This is a genomic window from Mycolicibacterium neoaurum ATCC 25795 (genome assembly GCF_000691525.1).
GTDB lineage: Bacteria > Actinomycetota > Actinomycetes > Mycobacteriales > Mycobacteriaceae > Mycobacterium > Mycobacterium neoaurum.
In genome coordinates, this window is the sequence record NZ_JMDW01000005.1 from 368,298 (window position 1) to 384,835 (window position 16,538).

General features: G+C 65.4%; 19 protein-coding genes. 7 read left to right on the top strand and 12 right to left on the bottom strand.

Translation table 11 applies throughout. The features are described 5' to 3' along the window. The first annotated feature begins 45 nt into the window (after positions 1–45). The 3 genes from IC40_RS0106040 to IC40_RS0106050 all read left to right on the top strand — a co-directional run bounded on the left by IC40_RS0106040 (position 46) and on the right by IC40_RS0106050 (position 2,631). A complete protein-coding gene (locus IC40_RS0106040) occupies positions 46–240 on the top strand; it encodes a ferredoxin (protein WP_030133845.1) in 195 nt (64 codons plus the stop codon). A 106-nt stretch (positions 241–346) separates the two neighbouring features. Further along, positions 347–1,744: an aldehyde dehydrogenase gene (locus IC40_RS0106045; protein WP_030133846.1), complete on the top strand. Its 1,398-nt coding sequence runs from the start codon at positions 347–349 to the stop codon at positions 1,742–1,744. A gap of 14 nt (positions 1,745–1,758) precedes the next feature. Continuing rightward, on the top strand, positions 1,759–2,631 hold the full coding sequence (locus tag IC40_RS0106050) for an SDR family NAD(P)-dependent oxidoreductase (RefSeq protein ID WP_234411685.1): 873 nt from the start codon (positions 1,759–1,761) through the stop codon (positions 2,629–2,631). A 28-nt stretch (positions 2,632–2,659) separates the two neighbouring features. On the opposite strand, the gene IC40_RS0106055 is transcribed toward IC40_RS0106050, so the two are convergent. The 12 genes from IC40_RS0106055 to IC40_RS0106110 are packed head-to-tail and all read right to left on the bottom strand — an operon-like array spanning position 2,660 to position 12,091. After that, complete coding sequence (locus IC40_RS0106055) at positions 2,660–3,508, bottom strand: TauD/TfdA dioxygenase family protein (RefSeq protein ID WP_030133848.1); 849 nt, start codon at positions 3,506–3,508, stop codon at positions 2,660–2,662. Positions 3,509–3,522: 14 nt separating this feature from the next. Next, positions 3,523–3,858, bottom strand: coding sequence for a hypothetical protein (locus IC40_RS0106060; RefSeq protein WP_030133849.1), 336 nt, complete (start codon positions 3,856–3,858; stop codon positions 3,523–3,525). Continuing rightward, positions 3,855–5,096 carry an aromatic ring-hydroxylating oxygenase subunit alpha gene (locus IC40_RS0106065; RefSeq protein ID WP_030133850.1) on the bottom strand — a complete coding sequence of 414 codons (1,242 nt, stop codon included), beginning with the start codon at positions 5,094–5,096 and terminating at the stop codon, positions 3,855–3,857. The genes IC40_RS0106060 and IC40_RS0106065 overlap by 4 nt, the downstream gene beginning before the upstream one ends. Continuing rightward, on the bottom strand, positions 5,093–5,836 hold the full coding sequence (locus IC40_RS0106070; protein ID WP_030133851.1) for an SDR family NAD(P)-dependent oxidoreductase: 744 nt from the start codon (positions 5,834–5,836) through the stop codon (positions 5,093–5,095). The genes IC40_RS0106065 and IC40_RS0106070 overlap by 4 nt, the downstream gene beginning before the upstream one ends. 9 nt (positions 5,837–5,845) lie before the next feature. Further along, positions 5,846–6,862 carry a ferredoxin--NADP reductase gene (locus tag IC40_RS0106075; RefSeq protein WP_042510039.1) on the bottom strand — a complete coding sequence of 339 codons (1,017 nt, stop codon included), beginning with the start codon at positions 6,860–6,862 and terminating at the stop codon, positions 5,846–5,848. Positions 6,863–6,909: 47 nt separating this feature from the next. Beyond that, positions 6,910–7,377 (bottom strand): MarR family winged helix-turn-helix transcriptional regulator, encoded by a 468-nt coding sequence (locus tag IC40_RS0106080; RefSeq protein WP_030133853.1) that lies wholly within the window; start codon positions 7,375–7,377, stop codon positions 6,910–6,912. Between the two features lie 16 nt (positions 7,378–7,393). Beyond that, entirely contained in the window at positions 7,394–8,683 is a 1,290-nt protein-coding gene (locus tag IC40_RS0106085) for a metal-dependent hydrolase family protein (protein WP_372494044.1), read from the bottom strand. After that, positions 8,659–8,979: a hypothetical protein gene (locus IC40_RS0106090; protein WP_030133855.1), complete on the bottom strand. Its 321-nt coding sequence runs from the start codon at positions 8,977–8,979 to the stop codon at positions 8,659–8,661. Before IC40_RS0106090 ends, IC40_RS0106085 begins: the two co-directional genes overlap by 25 nt. Positions 8,980–8,984: 5 nt before the next feature. Beyond that, positions 8,985–10,250 (bottom strand): aromatic ring-hydroxylating oxygenase subunit alpha, encoded by a 1,266-nt coding sequence (locus tag IC40_RS0106095; protein ID WP_030133856.1) that lies wholly within the window; start codon positions 10,248–10,250, stop codon positions 8,985–8,987. A 60-nt stretch (positions 10,251–10,310) separates the two neighbouring features. Further along, positions 10,311–10,595, bottom strand: a complete 285-nt coding sequence (locus IC40_RS0106100; RefSeq protein WP_030133857.1) for a DUF1330 domain-containing protein — start codon at positions 10,593–10,595, stop codon at positions 10,311–10,313. Between the two features lie 33 nt (positions 10,596–10,628). Continuing rightward, positions 10,629–10,817: a ferredoxin gene (locus IC40_RS0106105; protein ID WP_030133858.1), complete on the bottom strand. Its 189-nt coding sequence runs from the start codon at positions 10,815–10,817 to the stop codon at positions 10,629–10,631. Then, positions 10,814–12,091 carry a cytochrome P450 gene (locus IC40_RS0106110; protein ID WP_030133859.1) on the bottom strand — a complete coding sequence of 426 codons (1,278 nt, stop codon included), beginning with the start codon at positions 12,089–12,091 and terminating at the stop codon, positions 10,814–10,816. Before IC40_RS0106110 ends, IC40_RS0106105 begins: the two co-directional genes overlap by 4 nt. A gap of 169 nt (positions 12,092–12,260) precedes the next feature. On the opposite strand from IC40_RS0106110, the gene IC40_RS0106115 reads away from it, so the two are divergent. The 4 genes from IC40_RS0106115 to IC40_RS0106130 all read left to right on the top strand — a co-directional run bounded on the left by IC40_RS0106115 (position 12,261) and on the right by IC40_RS0106130 (position 16,535). Beyond that, positions 12,261–13,034: a hypothetical protein gene (locus IC40_RS0106115; protein WP_030133860.1), complete on the top strand. Its 774-nt coding sequence runs from the start codon at positions 12,261–12,263 to the stop codon at positions 13,032–13,034. 209 nt (positions 13,035–13,243) lie between these two features. Continuing rightward, on the top strand, positions 13,244–14,545 hold the full coding sequence (locus IC40_RS0106120; protein WP_030133861.1) for an acyl-CoA dehydrogenase family protein: 1,302 nt from the start codon (positions 13,244–13,246) through the stop codon (positions 14,543–14,545). Positions 14,546–14,583: 38 nt separating this feature from the next. Further along, complete coding sequence (locus IC40_RS0106125) at positions 14,584–15,567, top strand: phosphotransferase family protein (protein WP_042510016.1); 984 nt, start codon at positions 14,584–14,586, stop codon at positions 15,565–15,567. Continuing rightward, positions 15,564–16,535, top strand: coding sequence for an NADPH:quinone oxidoreductase family protein (locus IC40_RS0106130; RefSeq protein WP_030133863.1), 972 nt, complete (start codon positions 15,564–15,566; stop codon positions 16,533–16,535). Before IC40_RS0106125 ends, IC40_RS0106130 begins: the two co-directional genes overlap by 4 nt. Positions 16,536–16,538 lie beyond the last annotated feature (3 nt).

Here is a 16,538-nt window from a genome sequence, read left to right on the forward strand (position 1 = left end):
GAATCGTCATGCGACGCCGGCCAATCGACCTTACGAAGTCATCGAATGAGTCGCGTCGAAGTCGACTTCGGCCTGTGCGAGAGCAACGGTGTCTGCATGGGCATCATCCCGGAGGTTTTCGAATTGGATGCCGAGGACCAGCTACACGTGCTCACCGACGAGGTGACAACGCACAACGAGAAGCAGATGCGCGAGTCCGTTCGACAGTGCCCCCGGCAGGCGATCACGATCGTCGAGTAGGCGGATGCGATTCCCGTTCTTTGGCAGCGGTTTTCACCGGAGGCACTCGGTACACCATCCCTTAAGCTGAAGTTGACAAGTACTTGACGTAGAGGAGCGCGTCCCCGTGGAACATCTGCACCTGGTCTCACCGCACTCCGAAGAGCATCTGGCCGATGTCCCGATTTCCACACCCGAACAGATCGACACCGCGGTCTCCGCGGCCCGGGCCGCCGTCGACACCGGAGCGTGGTCGCGGACCTCGCCGGCCGAACGCATCGACGTGCTGCGCCGGTTCGCCGCACTGTACAAGGCCCGAGGTCCAGAACTGGCCGAACTGATCACCGCCGAGATCGGCGCGCCCATCACCTTCGCCAAGCGTGCCCAGATCGGCCTGCCGACGATGATGATCGGCGCGTTCTGCGATACCGCGGCAGCCTATGACTGGCAGGAGATCCGACCCGGTTACTACGGCACCGACATCCACATCCACAGGGAGCCGGTCGGGGTGGTGGCGGCGATCGTGCCGTGGAACATGCCGCAGTTCCTCACCATCGCCAAGGTGGTACCGGCGCTGTTGGCCGGCTGCGCGGTCATCATCAAACCGGCACCGGAAACGTCCTTGGATGCCGTGCAATTGGGCTCGCTGTTCCGCGAGGCGGGCCTGCCCGACGGCGTGGTGTCCGTGCTGCCCGGCGACGCCGGCGTAGGTGAGCGACTTGTCGGTCATCCAGGGATCGACAAGGTGTCCTTCACCGGGTCCACGGCGGTGGGCAAGACGGTCGCCGCGGCGTGCGCGACCAACCTGACCAAGGTCAGCCTGGAACTCGGCGGCAAGTCGGCGGCGATCATCCTCGACGACGCCGACCCGGCGACGGTGGCCGCCGGAGTGCGGTCGGCCAGCCTGTCCAACAGCGGCCAGATCTGTAATGCGTTGACCCGGATCCTCGTTCCGGCGGACCAGCAGGCGCAGTTCGTCGACGCGCTGGCGGCCGAGCTGGACGCGATCAAGGTCGGCGATCCCACGCAGAAGGACACCCAGATGGGCCCGCTGGTGAACCGGCGGCAGCAACAGCGGGTACTGGACTACATCCGTATCGGTCAGGACGAGGGCGCCCGGGTGGTGGTCGGCGGTGACTCGCCACCGGAGGGAATCGACCGCGGCTGGTACGTGCGCCCAACGCTGTTCGCCGAGGCGCAGAACTCGATGCGGATCGCCCGGGAGGAGATCTTCGGCCCGGTGCTGACGGTCATCGCCTACACCGGTGACGACGAGGCGGTGCGGTTGTCCAACGACTCGGGGTACGGGCTGGCCGGTTCGGTGTGGACGGCGGATGTCGAACGGGGGCTGGGCATTGCGGCACGGATCGAGACCGGTACGTTCGGGGTCAACCAGGGCTACACGATGGACCCCTTTGCGCCGTTCGGTGGGGTGAAGGACAGCGGGTACGGCCGCGAACTCGGTCGCGAGGGCCTGGAAGGCTATCTGGAGACCAAATCGATCGCCGTTGCGACAGGAGCGTGAAACAGGTGTCCCCCATGGATTCGGAGATGTTGAACTTCGATGGTCGGGTCGTGGTGGTGACCGGTGCGGGCGGTGGCCTGGGTCGCTGCCACGCACTGGAATTCGGCAGGCGCGGAGCGCATGTCGTCGTCAATGATGTGGGCGCGTCCGTCGACGGGACCGGTGCATCGACCTCGGCGGCGCAGGCGGTGGTCGACGAGATCACCGCCGCGGGTGGTTCGGCGGTGGCCAACACCGATTCGGTCGCCACCGAGGACGGCGGCAAGGCCATCATCGGGTCGGCGACCGATGCGTTCGGCCGGGTGGACGTGCTGATCAACAATGCCGGGATCCTGCGGGATGCGGCGTTCAAGAACATGACCGCCGAACAGGTGGACGCGGTGCTCGATGTCCATCTGCGCGGAGCGTTCAATGTGACGCGCGCGGCGTGGCCGGTGTTCCGCGAGCAGGACTACGGCCGGATCGTGATGACGACATCGGGATCGGGGTTGTTCGGGACGTTCGGGCAGTCCAACTACGGCGCGGCCAAGACCGGGCTGGTCGGATTGATGAACGTGCTGGCAATCGAGGGACAGCGCAACAACATTCGGGTCAACGCCATCTCCCCGATCGCCAAGACCCGGATGACCGAGAACACCATGACCGAGCTGGTGAAGGATCTGGCCCCCGAGGATGTCACCCCGGTGGTGGTGTACCTGGCGCACGAGAGTTGTGAGCGCACGGCGAACATCTACCGGGTCGGCGGCAAGCACGTATCGCGGGTGTTCATCGCCGAGACCGCCGGGGCCGACCTGCAGGCCCAGACCGCCGAGGCATTCGCCGCGAACATCGACGCGATCGACGATGCCGGGTCGTTCACGATCCGGGGCGGACCGGCGCGGGCGTAGCTCGGGGCGCACCGGGCGTCCGGCAGCCCTATTGGATCGGCTCGTTCCCGAGCACGGTGGTGCGCAACATCTCTCGCGGAGAGTTCGCTTCATAGGGCGCCGCCCGGTGCAGCACACCCTGGTTGTCCCAGATGACGGTGTCCCCCACCGACCACGTGTGGCTGTAAACCTTGTCCGGCGTCGTCGAATGCTCCAGCAGTTCGGCGAGCAGGCTCCGGCCCTCGTCGAGGTCCATGCCGACGATATGATCCGCCGACGCGCCGAGCACCAGTGACTTGCGGCCGCTGCGGTGCGTCCAGATCAACGGGTTCTCCTGCGTGGGGCGCGATTTCCAGCGCGCCAGCTGTTCGGGGGTGGGGTCGGGGTACACCCGGCGCTGCGACGCCTCCAGGGAGTGCACCACCCGCAGCCCGGCGTAGCGCTCCTTGTCCCCCTCGGTCAACGTCTCGTAGGCGGCATAGGAGTTGGCGAACTCCGTCTCACCGCCGCGGGCGGCGACCTGCAGCGCCGAGAGCACCGTGGCCTTCTGTGGGCATTCGTCGGGAGCCGAGGGCGTACATCCGTCGATATGCCAGTCGAAGGTCGCCTTCAGATATTCGGCAGCCTTGTTCTTCGACTTGTCCAGTGTGATCGGGTAGATCCCCGACACCGGGTGGTGCCCGTCGGCGGACCGGTCGATCTCCCCGAGCCGCTCACAGAATGCCACCTGGGCTTCGGGATTCAGATGCATGTCGTGAAAGACCAGCACCCCGTTGTCCTCCAGCGCCTCCAGGATCGCCGTCGCCAGTCCGTCATCGGTGGCCAGCCGGTCCGGGTCGACACCGGTGACCTCGGCACCCACCGAGGAGGTGAGCTTGTTGATGGTGAGCACGCTCATGGCGTGTCCTTTCGTCAGGGTGCGGGTTCGCCGGTGCGGATCATCACCGCGTCGGCGGCGTCCACAGGCGCGGGTTGGTGCATGATCTCGATCGCCATCGCGACCATCACCAGTGAATAGATCAGGCGCAGCAGGTTCAGCGCGTCGTCGGGCACATCGTCGAGTGGGTACTTGTCGCAGTACTCGATGGCCTCTTCCAGTCGCGGGAAGAACGCGTCGTAGAACTCCTGCATCGCGGGCATCGTGCTGGACAGCCTTCGTTCCCAGCGCTCGGTCTCGGTGGCCAGACACCAGGTGTCGGCGAAGGCCTCCAGCTCGGCGAAGGCGCTCGGTAACCGCTTGGTGCTCATGGGTTCTGGTACTCCTCGACCCAGTCGACGGCCACCTTGTGAAGATGCCGCACCAGGATCTCCTGATCGTTGATCGGGAAGTCGTCGATCACGTCGTACTCCAGCGCGGCCTGGGTGCCGCCCAGCATGCCGGCATCCTGCAGGGCGAACTCCTTCAACACCACCGCGGCCACTTCGTGCTCTATGCGCTCGCGCACGGTGCGAGCCGGGTGGAAGTAGGTGTACGCCTCGAACCGGTGGGTGTTGTGCGAGGTCGGCCAGTACCGATACAGCAGGTACCAGCCGCCGTAGATCAGGATCTCCAGATTGGGGAAGATCTGAAAATTGCTGATCCCCCACGGCTCGATACCGCCCGGGTTGAGGCCGGCGGGTAGGTCTCCGATATCCGGTGTGCGCCAGGGCCCGACGAGTCCGCTTTGGGTGGCGCGCTCGATGGGGTACATGTACTCCGGCGCCAACAACCAGCGCCGGGTGCCGGCGGTGGAGACCAGCCGGTGCGGCCCATCGAGCTGGAAATGCCCACAGGTGAAGCCGGCACTGGGGTTTCGCACCTCGGCAGGCACCTGCTGGGTGTGCAGCGAGGGCACGTGGTAGTACTCCTGGAAGGCATCGGCGAAGATCTTCCAGTTGCTGTTGTTGTGCGCCACCCAGTCGTAGCGTTCGGTGAGCTTGCCGAACGGGTAGTCGTCGAGGCCGGTGATCATCGGTCCGAGGAACTCTCGCAGGGTCTGCCTCGGCCGGACGTCGAAGTTGATGAAGACGAAGCCCGCCCACACATCGCAGTGCACCTCGAGCAGACCGTAGTCGGCGATGTCGAGATCGAAGTATCGCTCGATATTCGGGACGTGGAGCAGCCTCCCGTCCAAGCTGTAGCGCCAGCCGGACTGCGCACACACCAACTCCGGCACCACGCCGGCGCCCTCGACCAGCTTGGCACCACGGTGCCGGCACACATTGTGGAACGCCCGCACCCGGTCATCATCGCCGCGCACCAGTACCAACGTGGCATTGGCGGCCTCGACCTCCTTGGTGAGATAGCTACCTACCGAGGGGATGTCCTCGACCCGGCACAGATTCAGCCAGGCGCGCTTGAACACCGCCTCGCGTTCCAACTCGTAGAATTGCGGTGAGGTCGAGTCGCGGAACGAGATCGGACCGGTTCCCAGCTCCGGGTAGTGCTCGGTCCAGGATCCCTCTTCCGGTTTGGGCCATTTGTTTGTCGCTGCACGTGTCGTCACATCACACCTCCACCGTTGACGCCGAGGGTCTGACCGGTGATGTACCCGGCCTGCTCGGAGCACAGAAACGCCACCGCCGCCGCGATATCGGCCCCGGTTCCCAGCCGACCCATCGGGATGTTCGCCGCGATCTCCTCGTTGCTCTTGAGGAATCCGGCCGCCTGGCCCTGATGCTGCATCGGCGTCTCGATGCCCGACGGCGGGATGTTGTTGACCGTGATACCGCTCGTGGCGTATTCACGGGCCAGCGATTTGGTCAATGTCAGCAGCGCGCCCTTGGAGGCCGCATAGTGGGCGGCGAACGGTGATCCGCGTTGCGCACTGGACGATGAGATCATCACGATCCGGCCCCAGCCGGAGGCCACCATGTCCGGGAGCGCCGCCTGACAGCAGTGAAAAGTCCCGGTCAGGTTCACCGCGATGATCCGGTTCCAGGATTCCAACGAGATCTCCTCGAAGGGCGCGAAGCCGAACAGTCCGGCACTGGTCACCAGAATCTCCACCGGTCCCAGCTCACTTCGAACCTTGGCGTACGCGTCGTCTACGGCCGTCCGGTCGGAAACGTCACCGGCCACCGCCAGCGCGGTCACCCCGTCGGCCCGTAACTCCTCGGCGACCCGCTGCGCCGCGGTGGCATTCACGTCGAACACGGCAACCTTGTGCCCCCGCCTGCCCAATTCGTGGCAGGTGGCCTCGCCCATACCGGACGCCCCGCCGGTCACCACCGCAACGCGACTCATCGACCCTCCCTACTCGTAGACAAACCGGATCGTGCGACTGGTCGGCAACGCCTGACAGGTGACGACGAACCCCTCGGCGATCTCGTCGTCATCGAGCGCGTCGTTGTTCAGCAGCCGCGCACTGCCCTCGGTCACCTGCGCGATACACGTTCCGCAGGAACCTGTCTCGCAGGACGACGGCGCCTTCAGCCCGGCCATCCGCGCGGTCTGCAGCAGGGTGTTACCCGCCCGGTAGCCGACGGTGACGGTCTGCCGGTCGAGTTCGATGGTGACCTCTTCGGTGACCGGCACCTCGTCGTCGACCGGCACCGGCGCCGCGCTGAACCGCTCCAGGAACAGCTGATCGGCCGGCACCCCGGCAGACAGCAAAACCTTCTCGACGGTGTCCATGAACGGCGCCGGGCCGCAGACGTAGTAGTCGGCACCGGCGACATCGTCTGTTGCGCCGAGGAATTCGGTGATGATCTCGGCGGTCACCACGCCCTGTTCGGCATCGAGGTGATGCTGCAGGACGAACCTGTCCTCGTGTCGATCGGCGAGCCCGGCCAATGCATCGGCGAAGATGACCGACTCGGCGGCACGGTTGGCGTAGAGCAGTCGCGCCCGGCCCGCCGCGGCAAGCACCGTCTGGATCAGCGAGTACACCGGCGTGATCCCGCTCCCGCCGGCGAACGCGATGAGCTCGCGATCGCTGTCGGATCGGACGAACCGGCCCGCCGGCGCAGCGACCTCGATCTGATCTCCCGGGGCCACATGGTCATTGAGCCAGTTCGACACCACACCGGCACCGTCGCGCTTGACGGTGACACGCAGATCCTGCTGCAGCGCCGGGGATGACGACATCGAATAGCAGCGCCGATATTCCTGACCCCCGACGGTGACGCGCAGGGTGAGGAACTGCCCCGCCTGATAGGTGAACCGCCGCTGCTCGGTTTCCGGGATGTCGAGCACCAGCGACAAGGCATCACGGGTCTCCCGCACCACCTCTTTGATGCGCAGCGGCGAAAATCCGTCGACGGGGTTCATCCCGCCGAACATATCAAGTACTTGTCATATATCTCAAGTACTTGGCATCAATCGATATGATCGGCATACAAGGTGTGCCCGGTGCCCTGCTCGACGACCCGGCTGAGCAGCTCCCGCAGCTGTTCCTGCTCGGCCCGGCTGAGCACGCCGAATACGGCGTCGTGCGCCTTGACGGCGTCGCTGACCACCGCGGCGGCGATGCTGCGCCCCTCATCGGTGAGAAAGGTCTGCAGGATCCGGCCGTGCTGCGGATCCTGCTTGCGCTCGACCAGCCCTCGCTTCTCCAGCGCGGTCACCGCGAGCTGCACTCCCTGCGGGCTGATAAGCAGCCGGCGGGCCAGCTCGGCGGCCGACAGGCCGGGCTGGTTCGCCAGCTGGCGCAGCACGCCTATCTGGGCGGTGCTGACACCATGCGGTTTCACCGAGTCGTTGACCGAGGTGAGGGAGAAGTAGAAGGCCTGCTTGAGCAGCCAGAGAATGTTGTCGGTCAGTTCAACAGCAATATCGTCGCCCATCCCAGCCGCCCATCCTCTAACCCTTGACGACCACGCCATCCTTCATGACGAACCGCACGTCCAGCGTGGCCGAGATATCGCGGGACACATCGCCCGGTACGGCGATGATATCGGCCAGATAGCCCTCGGCGAGGCGTCCCAGTTCGTGTTCGGCGTCGACGAGCTCGGCCGCGATCACGGTCGCGGACCGGATCGCCTGCATCGGCGTCATCCCACGACCGACCAGTGCGACCAGCTCCTTGGCGTTCTGCCCGTGCGGGATGGCCGGCGCATCGGTGCCACATGCGATGCGGACACCGGCCTCGATGGCCTTGGGCAGCATCGCCTTTGCCCGCGGGAACACCTCGAGCGCCTTCTCCCGCAGCTCCGGCGCGATCCGGTCGATCGCCATCGCGTCGGTGAGATAGGTGGTCGACACCAGGAAGGTGCCATGGTCGACCATCATCTGGATCGTCTCGTCGGTGGCCAGGAATCCGTGCTCGATACAGTCGATCCCGGCTCGGATACACGCCCGGATGGCGCTGTCGCCGACCGCGTGTGCGGCCACCTTCACCCCCGCCCGGTGCGCCTCGTCGGCGATCGCCTCGAACTCCGCGTCCGAATACTGCTGCGCGCCCGGTGCCGTGCTGTGGGACATCACACCACCGGAGGCGGACACCTTGATCAGCTTGGCGCCGTGCCGAACCTGGTACCGCACGCAGGCAATGACATCCGGCACCCCGTTGGCGATCCCCTCGGCCACCGAGAGTGGCATGACGCCCGGGGCGAGCCGTTGGAAGACAGTGGGATCCAGGTGTCCGCCGTACGGTGTGACGGCGTGCCCGGCGGGGTAGATGCGCGGGCCGGCATGCCAACCCTGGTCGATGGCGCGCTGCAGCGCGACGTCGAGCAGGTACCCGCCGGTCTTGACCATCAGACCCAGGTTGCGCACGGTGGTGAACCCGGCGTCCAGGGTGGTGCGCGCGTTCACCGCCCCGCGCAACGTCCGGTAGGCCGGATCGTCCTGTACCCCGTGCATCGGGGTGGGCAACCCCTCCGGACTGCCCGGCCCGCCGATGAGCAGGTTGAGCTCCATGTCCATCAGACCTGGCAGCAGTGTCACGTCACCGAGGTCGATCACGATGGCCGAATCCGGTAGCGGTCCCTCGGGATTCACCGCGGTGATGCGATTCTCCTCGATCACGATCACCGCGGGTGAATGGATCTCGCCGGTGTCGACGTCGGCCCACCGCGCGGCCTTCAGAATGGTCGGGGCGAGCGAAGCGACGGGAGATGAAGACGTCAAGGGACGGGCTCGTAGACGCAGTCCAGGCTGGTGGCCCCGGAATCGGGCACCCTCGGTTGCTTCCAGCATTCGACGGGGAAGGACACCGTGACCATCGAGTACAGCAGCTGCATGAGGTGCAGCACATCCTCGGGCATGTCGTCGAGGCTGAACTTGTCGCAGTAGGAGATGGCCTCCTCGGCGCGTGCGGTGACGGCCTCGTAGAAGGCCTGCATCTCGGTCATGGAACTGTCCAACCGCTTGGCGTACCGCTGCGCCTCGGTGGGCAGGATCCACTCCGAAAACTGTTCCAGATCGGCGAATTCGGCAGGCAACATGGCCCTCACACCCCCGCCGTCTTGCGCTGGTAGTCCTCGATCCAGGCCGCGGTCTCCTTGTGCAGGTGGCGCAGCAGGATCTCCTGATCGCAGTAGAGGAACTCGTCGACCACCCGGGATTCGATGCTGGTCTGGGTTGCCTCCAGGGTGTTGGCGTCCTGCAGGCCGTATTCCTTGAACGAGGCCGCCGCCAGTTCCTGGGCCAGCCGTTCCCGCGGTGTGCGTGGCTGCGGGAAGTACAGCGTGCACTCGAAGGTGTGCGTGTTGAACGATGTCGGCCAGTAATGGTAGGTCAGATACCAGCCCTGGCCCCAGAACAGGATGACGAAATTCGGGAACAACTGGAACGAATCCAGGCCCCAGGGATCGCATTTCGCCGGATTCAGACCGGCCGGCATCGCACCGAGATCAGGTTTGTCCCATGGACCGAAGAGTCCGCTCTGGCAGATGTCCTCGATGGGCTTGCGCATCTCGTCGGCCATCTCCCACGCACGCACCCCGGAGGTACTCACCAACCGGTGCGGTCCCTCGATCCAATAGTGCGGCGCTTCGAAACCGGCCTCGGCGGCGGCCTTGGAGTACCCGGTCGGCGTCTGGTTCGCGTGCAGCACGGGCGCGTGGTAGAACTCCTGGAACGCGTCCATGTAGAGCTTCCAATTCGCCTTCACCTCAGAGCGATAGGTGAACCGCGAGGTCATCTTGCCGAACGGATAGCCGGACAGGTCGGTGATCATCGGGCCGAGGAATTCGGTCAACGTCTGCTCGGGTTCGGGCGCGAAGTTGACGAAGATGAACCCCTCCCACACCTCGCAGTGCACCGGCACCAACCCGTAACGATCCTTGTCCAGGTCGAAGAACTCCTCCTCCTGCTGGACGTAGGTCAGCGTGCCTTCCAGGTCATAGCGCCAGGCGTGGTACTTGCAGATGAACTGACGACAGGTGCCGGCAGTCTCCTCCAGCGGCATATCGTTCCACACCAGCTTGTTCCCGCGATGCCTGCAGATGTTGTGGTACGCCTTCACCTCACCTTTTGTCGTGCGGCACAAGATGATCGAGGTGTTGGCGGCCTTCATCTCCTTGGTGAAGTAGCTGCCCTTGCGAGGCAGCAACTCCACCCGGCCCACGTTCAGCCAGGCCCTCTTGAAGATGGCCCGACGTTCGAGCTCGTAGATCTCCGGGTTGATCGAGTCCTCGTAGGAGACCGGTCCGGTACCCAGATCCGGATAGTGCTCGGTCCAACTACCCTCTGCCGGTTTCGGGAAGCGCGCCATGCTCTGACGGTAGCGCCCACCCAGTTGAATGACAAGTAGTTGATACTCCCGATTGCCAGGTTAGAAGCCGGCGATGATCGCTCCGTTGCAGTCGGCCGCGGCCTGACGCAGCTTGACCGCCTCCTGGTAGGCGTCGGAGTAATACCACTCCCTGGCCGCCTCGACGGATTCGAATTCCAGCAGCACCGTTTGGGTTCCGCGCCACTCACCCTCGAGCGTCTCGACGGCCGGGCCGAAACCCAGCACTGTGGCACCGGCCATCGCCTTGCTCGCCAGCTTGCCGTATTCGGCCATTCCGGCCGGGTCCTTGATGTCTTCGGTGATGATCACGTAGCCCTTGGCCATGGCGTGAAACTCCTTGTCGGTGAATGGGTGTGGTCAGAGCTTGCGGATGGCGTTCTCGGGACAGCAGGCAATGGCCTCTTCGACGGCCGCCTCGTGTTCGGTCGACACCTCCCCCGGCGCGGCGACCGCCCAGCCGTCGTCGGACAGGTCGAAGACCTCGGGACACAACGTCAGGCACATACCGTGGCCCGCGCAGCGGTCCTCGTCCACTTCGACCTTCATTTGACGTCGAACTCCAGGTGCAGATGAGTCAGCCCACGCAAGATGAACGTCGGGATGTAGTTGTAGTCCCGCTGCCCGGCCGGTCCGTGCTTGTCCTCCGAGATGCGGATGTCGGTGGTGCGGTCCAGCAGCCGTTCCAGTCCGACACGCGTCTCGGCGCGGGCCAACGGCGCCCCCGGGCAGGAATGGATGCCACGCCCGAACGCCAGATGCTGACGGGCGTTCTTGCGCGCCGGGTCGAAGGTGTCCGGATCCTCGAACCGCCGCGGATCCCGGTTGGCGGCGCCGTTGACCACCATCACTGTGCGCCCGGACGGCAACTCCTGGTCCCCCACCGTCACCGGGGTCCGCGACAACCGGAAGTCCCCCTTGACCGGACTCTCGAAGCGCAGCGCCTCTTCGATGAAGTTCGGCAGCAGGCTGCGGTCGGCACGCACCTGCTGTTGCACATCCGGACGATCGCCAAGCACCTTCACCGCAGTACCCAACAGCCGGACCGTGGTCTCCTGGCCCGCCGAGAAGACATTGGTGGCGACGCGGGCCACGTCACCCGGACTCGGGGTGGTGCCATCGGGGAACAATGCGGTGGCCATGCCGGTGAGGATGTCCTCGCGCGGATTGATGCGGCGGTCCTCGATGTAGGCCTCGAACTGACCGTAGAGGAACTCAAGCGGGCTGTGCGAGAGTGACTCGCTGCCGGTGCTACCGACGCCGCCACCGGAGTTCTGCGAGATGCCGTCGACGAACGCATTGCGGTCCTCGGGCGGGATGCCGAGCAGGTCGGCGATCACCAGCAGGGTGAAGGGACTGGCGAAGCCCTTGATGAACTCACCGTGCCCGGCAGCGAGGTACTCGTCGAGCACCTCGTCGGCGAGCTGCCACATCGCGTCCTCGTTCTCCTTGAGTCGTTTGGGCGTGATGAGCCGCATCATCAGCGAGCGATGGTTGGTGTGCACCGGTGGGTCGAGCGTGGGCAGCTGATCGCTGAACGGCAGCTCGTCCCGGTGCTTCTCGATGAGCTCGGCGACATCATCGCGGCCTTCCAGCGGCACAGGGAAACCGGGGAACGGACCCGTGACCGATGTGCACGAGGAGAAGGTCTCCTCGTCGTTGTATACCGAGACGGCTTCTTCCCAGCCCGTCACCATGGTCACGCCATAGATGTCCTCTGGCTGCACCGGGCACTTGTCCCGCAACGCATTGAAATACGGATAGGGATCGGCTACCAGCCGCGGATCCTTGAACCAGTCGATGCCGGCTGGGTCGATCGCCATGTTCACTCCGTTCCTGCGCGATGAGAATGCGCCTCTCATAGTTGAGTATCACATTTCCACAGGCGCAGGCCGCCGTCAACGAGTGCAATTGCGGCCTTGACAAGCACATGTTCGGCAATGCTGAGCATTCGCACAACATCGGGCGGCGAACCGCCTACCCTGACGACGCATGACAGCTGTTGCCGAGACCGGGAACACCGAGCCCGCCCTGGCCCAGCCCTGGGCACCGCATAGACGTCGGGCCTACATCGCACTCACCGCGATCACCGGATTCGCCTTCACCGCTGCGGTCATCGGCGTGGGTACCGGACTGCTGCCGCCGAGCTTCACCGTCGACGTCGTCGCCAACCTGGCCTTCGGGCTGCCCGTCATCGTGCTACCGCTGGTGTACTTCTGGACAGGTCACGGTGAGCAGCGCACCCGGCTTCAGCGGGCATCCGAGCTCACGCTGATCTATCTTCCCTATACCGCAGGTAGCCAGCTCGGCTACGAGACGATCTTTCTGATCGGCCATCCGCTGAACTGGTGGACGCCGACCACAGACCCCGGCTGGAGGTGGCTGTGGTGGCAGTACGGACTGGCTGACACCCGCTACACCAGCGGCAATACCTGGATCTTCGGGTTGGAGTTGATCGGCGTCCTCACCGGCGCCATGTTGTTCGGCGTGTGGCTCAAGTTGATTCGCACCGATCTGCCGACCGAGTCCCGAATCCGATACCTTTGGTTGGCGTTCGCCGGTTGCGCGATGCTGATCAGCAGCACCGGAGTGTACTTCGCATCCGAGGTACGTGCCGGCTTCGGCGATATCGGCCAGGGCGCGTTCGGCTTGTGGTTCAAATTCATCGCAGAGAACGTGCCGTTCATGATCCTTCCGTTTTTCGCCTTGATCGCGATACACCGTCAGATCGACTATCTGACAAGGAAGTCCGGCCCAAAGCCATGAGCACGCATAACCCGACCGCGCAGGCGAACACCCCGAGGACCAGGTGCCGCGGCCAATCGGTGACCGCATAGGCCCACAGCTGTATGCCGCCGGCGCCGAGAGCGATCAGTCCGAACGCCGTACCTGCGATGCGTAACCCCATGAAACCAGTCTGCCAGCATCGTCGGTTCGACTATCGTTCTCGGCGCGGGACACCGAAGGAGCCAGCCATGGCATGGGATTTCGAAACCGATCCGGAGTTCGCCGAACTCCTGGCCTGGGCGGACGCCTTCGTCCGCGATGAGGTCGAACCGCTGGATCTGATCTGGCCGCACCTGCAGTTCACCCCGCTGGACGAGGCCCGCCGCGCCGTCGTGGACCCCTTGAAGCACCGGGTGCGGGACAAGGGTCTGTGGGCCACCCACCTGGGACCCGAACTCGGTGGTCAGGGTTTCGGACAGCTGAAATTGGCTCTGCTGAACGAGATCCTGGGCCGCTCCCAGTGGGCGCCGATCGTGTTCGGCTGCCAGGCACCCGATACCGGAAATGCCGAGATCATCGCGCACTACGGCACACCCGAGCAGAAGGAGCGCTATCTGCGCCCACTGCTCGACGGCGAGGTGTTCTCGTGTTACTCCATGACCGAACCGCAGGGCGGGGCCGACCCCACCCAGTTCCGCACCGCTGCCGTGCGCGACGGTGACGACTGGATCATCAACGGCAACAAGTTCTTCTCCTCCAACGCCTCGACATCATCGTTCCTGATCGTCATGGTCGTCACCAACCCCGATGTCAGCCCGTACCAGGGCATGTCGATGTTCCTGGTGCCCACCGACACCCCCGGCGTCACCATCGTGCGCAACTCCGGCCTCTACGGCGAGGCCGACGGCGAGGGGTCACACGCGCTCATCCACTACGACAACGTCCGGGTGCCGGACTCCGCGCTGCTGGGCGGTGAGGGCCAGGCCTTCGTCATCGCCCAGACCCGGTTGGGCGGAGGTCGCATACATCACGCGATGCGCACCATCGGTCTCGCGCAGAAGGCGCTCGACATGATGTGCGAGCGCGCGCTGTCGCGGCACACCGCGGGCAGCCTGCTCTCCGAGAAGCAAGCCGTGCAGCAATACATCGCCGATTCCTACGCCCAGCTCAAGCAGTTCCGACTGTTGGTGCTCTACACCGCGTGGGAGATCGACAAGTACAACGACTACAAGAAGGTCCGTAAGGACATCGCTGCGGTGAAGGTGGTCATGCCCACCGTGCTGCACGATATCGCCTGGCGGGCAATGCAAGTGCACGGTGCGCTCGGCGTCACCAACGAGATGCCGTTCCTCGGCATGGTGACCGGGGCCGCGGTGATGGGGCTGGCCGACGGTCCGACCGAGGTGCACAAGACCACGGTGGCCAAGCAGGTGCTGCGGGACTACACCGCCACCGACGGGCCCTGGCCGACCGAGTGGATTCCCGGCAAGCGCGACGCGGCCCGCGCCAGATTCGCCGAACATCTGGAAGCCGAGGTGGGCAACCTGTGAGCACGCCGGCGATCGACGTTGGCCGCCTTGCCGATTGGATGGACCACGCCGGACTGCCCGGCACCGGCGCACCACTGAACGCCCGCTTCCTGTCCGGCGGCACCCAGAACGTCATCTATGAACTCACCCGCGGCGAGCACCGCAGCGTGCTGCGGATGCCGCCGCCGGGCGCCCCGCCCGACCGCGACAAGGGCATCCTGCGGGAATGGCGCATCATCGAGGCACTCGACGGCACCGACGTCCCGCACACCGAGGCCGTCGGCGTGTGCGCCGACCCGGACGTGCTCGGCCGGTCGTTCTACCTGATGGGTTTCGTCGACGGCTGGTCCCCGATGGACCAGCACGGTCGCTGGCCCGACCCGTTCGACGACGATCTCGACGCCCGGCCCGGTTTGAGCTACCAACTGGCCGAGGGCATCGCACTACTGTCCACGGTCGACTGGAAATCCCGTGGCCTCGGCGATCTGGGCAGGCCCGATGGCTTCCACGAGCGTCAGGTCGACCGCTGGATCGGCTTCCTGGAGCGCATCAACAAGCGGGAACTGCCCGGGTTGGAGACCGCGACGGCCTGGCTGAAGGCGCACAAGCCACTGGATTTCATCCCGGGGCTGATGCACGGTGACTATCAGTTCGCCAATGTCATGTACCGGCACGGGGCGCCCGCGCAGCTGGCGGCTATCGTCGACTGGGAGATGGGCACGGTCGGTGACCCGAAACTCGATCTGGGCTGGATGGTGCAGAGTTGGCCTGCACACGAAAACGACCACGCCGCGATGAATTACGTCGACATGCGCGGGGCGCCGACCCGCGACCAGGTGGTCGGTCACTATGCCGAGGTGTCCGGACGGCAGGTCGATGATCTGGACTACTACCTGGTGCTGGCGAAGTGGAAGCTGGCCATCGTGCTGGAGCAGGGGTATCAACGCGCCGGTGACGACGAGAAGCTGCTGGCATTCGGACCGGTGGTCACCGATCTGATGGCCTCGGCGGCCGAACTCGCCGAGTCCAGCGACTACCGGTGAGGGCCGCGGTCTGCCCGGCGCACGGTCCGCCCGAGGTGGTCGAGGTCCGGGAGCTGCCCTCCCCCGCACGTGCCGACGGACAGCTGCGTGTGCGGGTACGCGTGGCGGCGGTGAACTTTCCGGATGTGCTACTGGTGGCCGGCCGATACCAGGTTGATGTCCCACCGCCGTTCGTGCCGGGCAGCGAGTTCACCGGTGTGGTGGTCGAGACCGACGGCATGGCATCGGCTTTCGCCGTCGGTGACCGGGTGACCGGAACCGCGATGTCCGGTGCGTTCGCCGAGGAGATCTGCCTGCCGCCTGCGGCGTTGACGATGGTGCCGATCGGTACCGACGACCGGATCGCAGCCGCATCTGGCGTGGCGTTCCGTACGGCGTATCACGCGCTGCGTTCGGTAGCGCGGGTGACACCGGGTGATGACGTCGTGGTGCTGGGCGCCGGCGGCGGCGTGGGCCTGGCCGCCGTGGCGTCGGCAACCGCTCTGGGCGCGCGGGTGACAGCCGTGGCGTCGAGCGTCGAGAAGCTCGCGATCGCGTCCCGGTACGGTGCCGTGCACGGTATCGACCACCGCGGCGGGGATCTGCGCCAGGCACTGCGCGCGGCCCTGCCCGGCGGGGCCGCCGCGGTGCTCGACCCGGTGGGTGGCGCACTGGCCGAGCCCGCGCTGCGTTCCCTGCACAGGGGCGGGCGTTTCGTGACGGTCGGATACGCCTCGGGCGACATCCCGCGAATTCCGTTGAACCTGGTTCTGGTCAAGGGCATCACCGTCGCGGGCTTCCAATTCCGGGATGTGTCCGCCGACGAGTTCGCGCGCAACGAATCGGAGTTGCGCCGGCTGCTGGCAACGGGTGCCATCACCCCGCACATCGGTGCCGAGTTCCCGCTCGCCGAGTCAGCGGCCGCCTTGAGGCATGTCGCAGACGGACACGCTATTGGCAAAGTCCTGGTGCGCATTTCGCACTCTTGACCC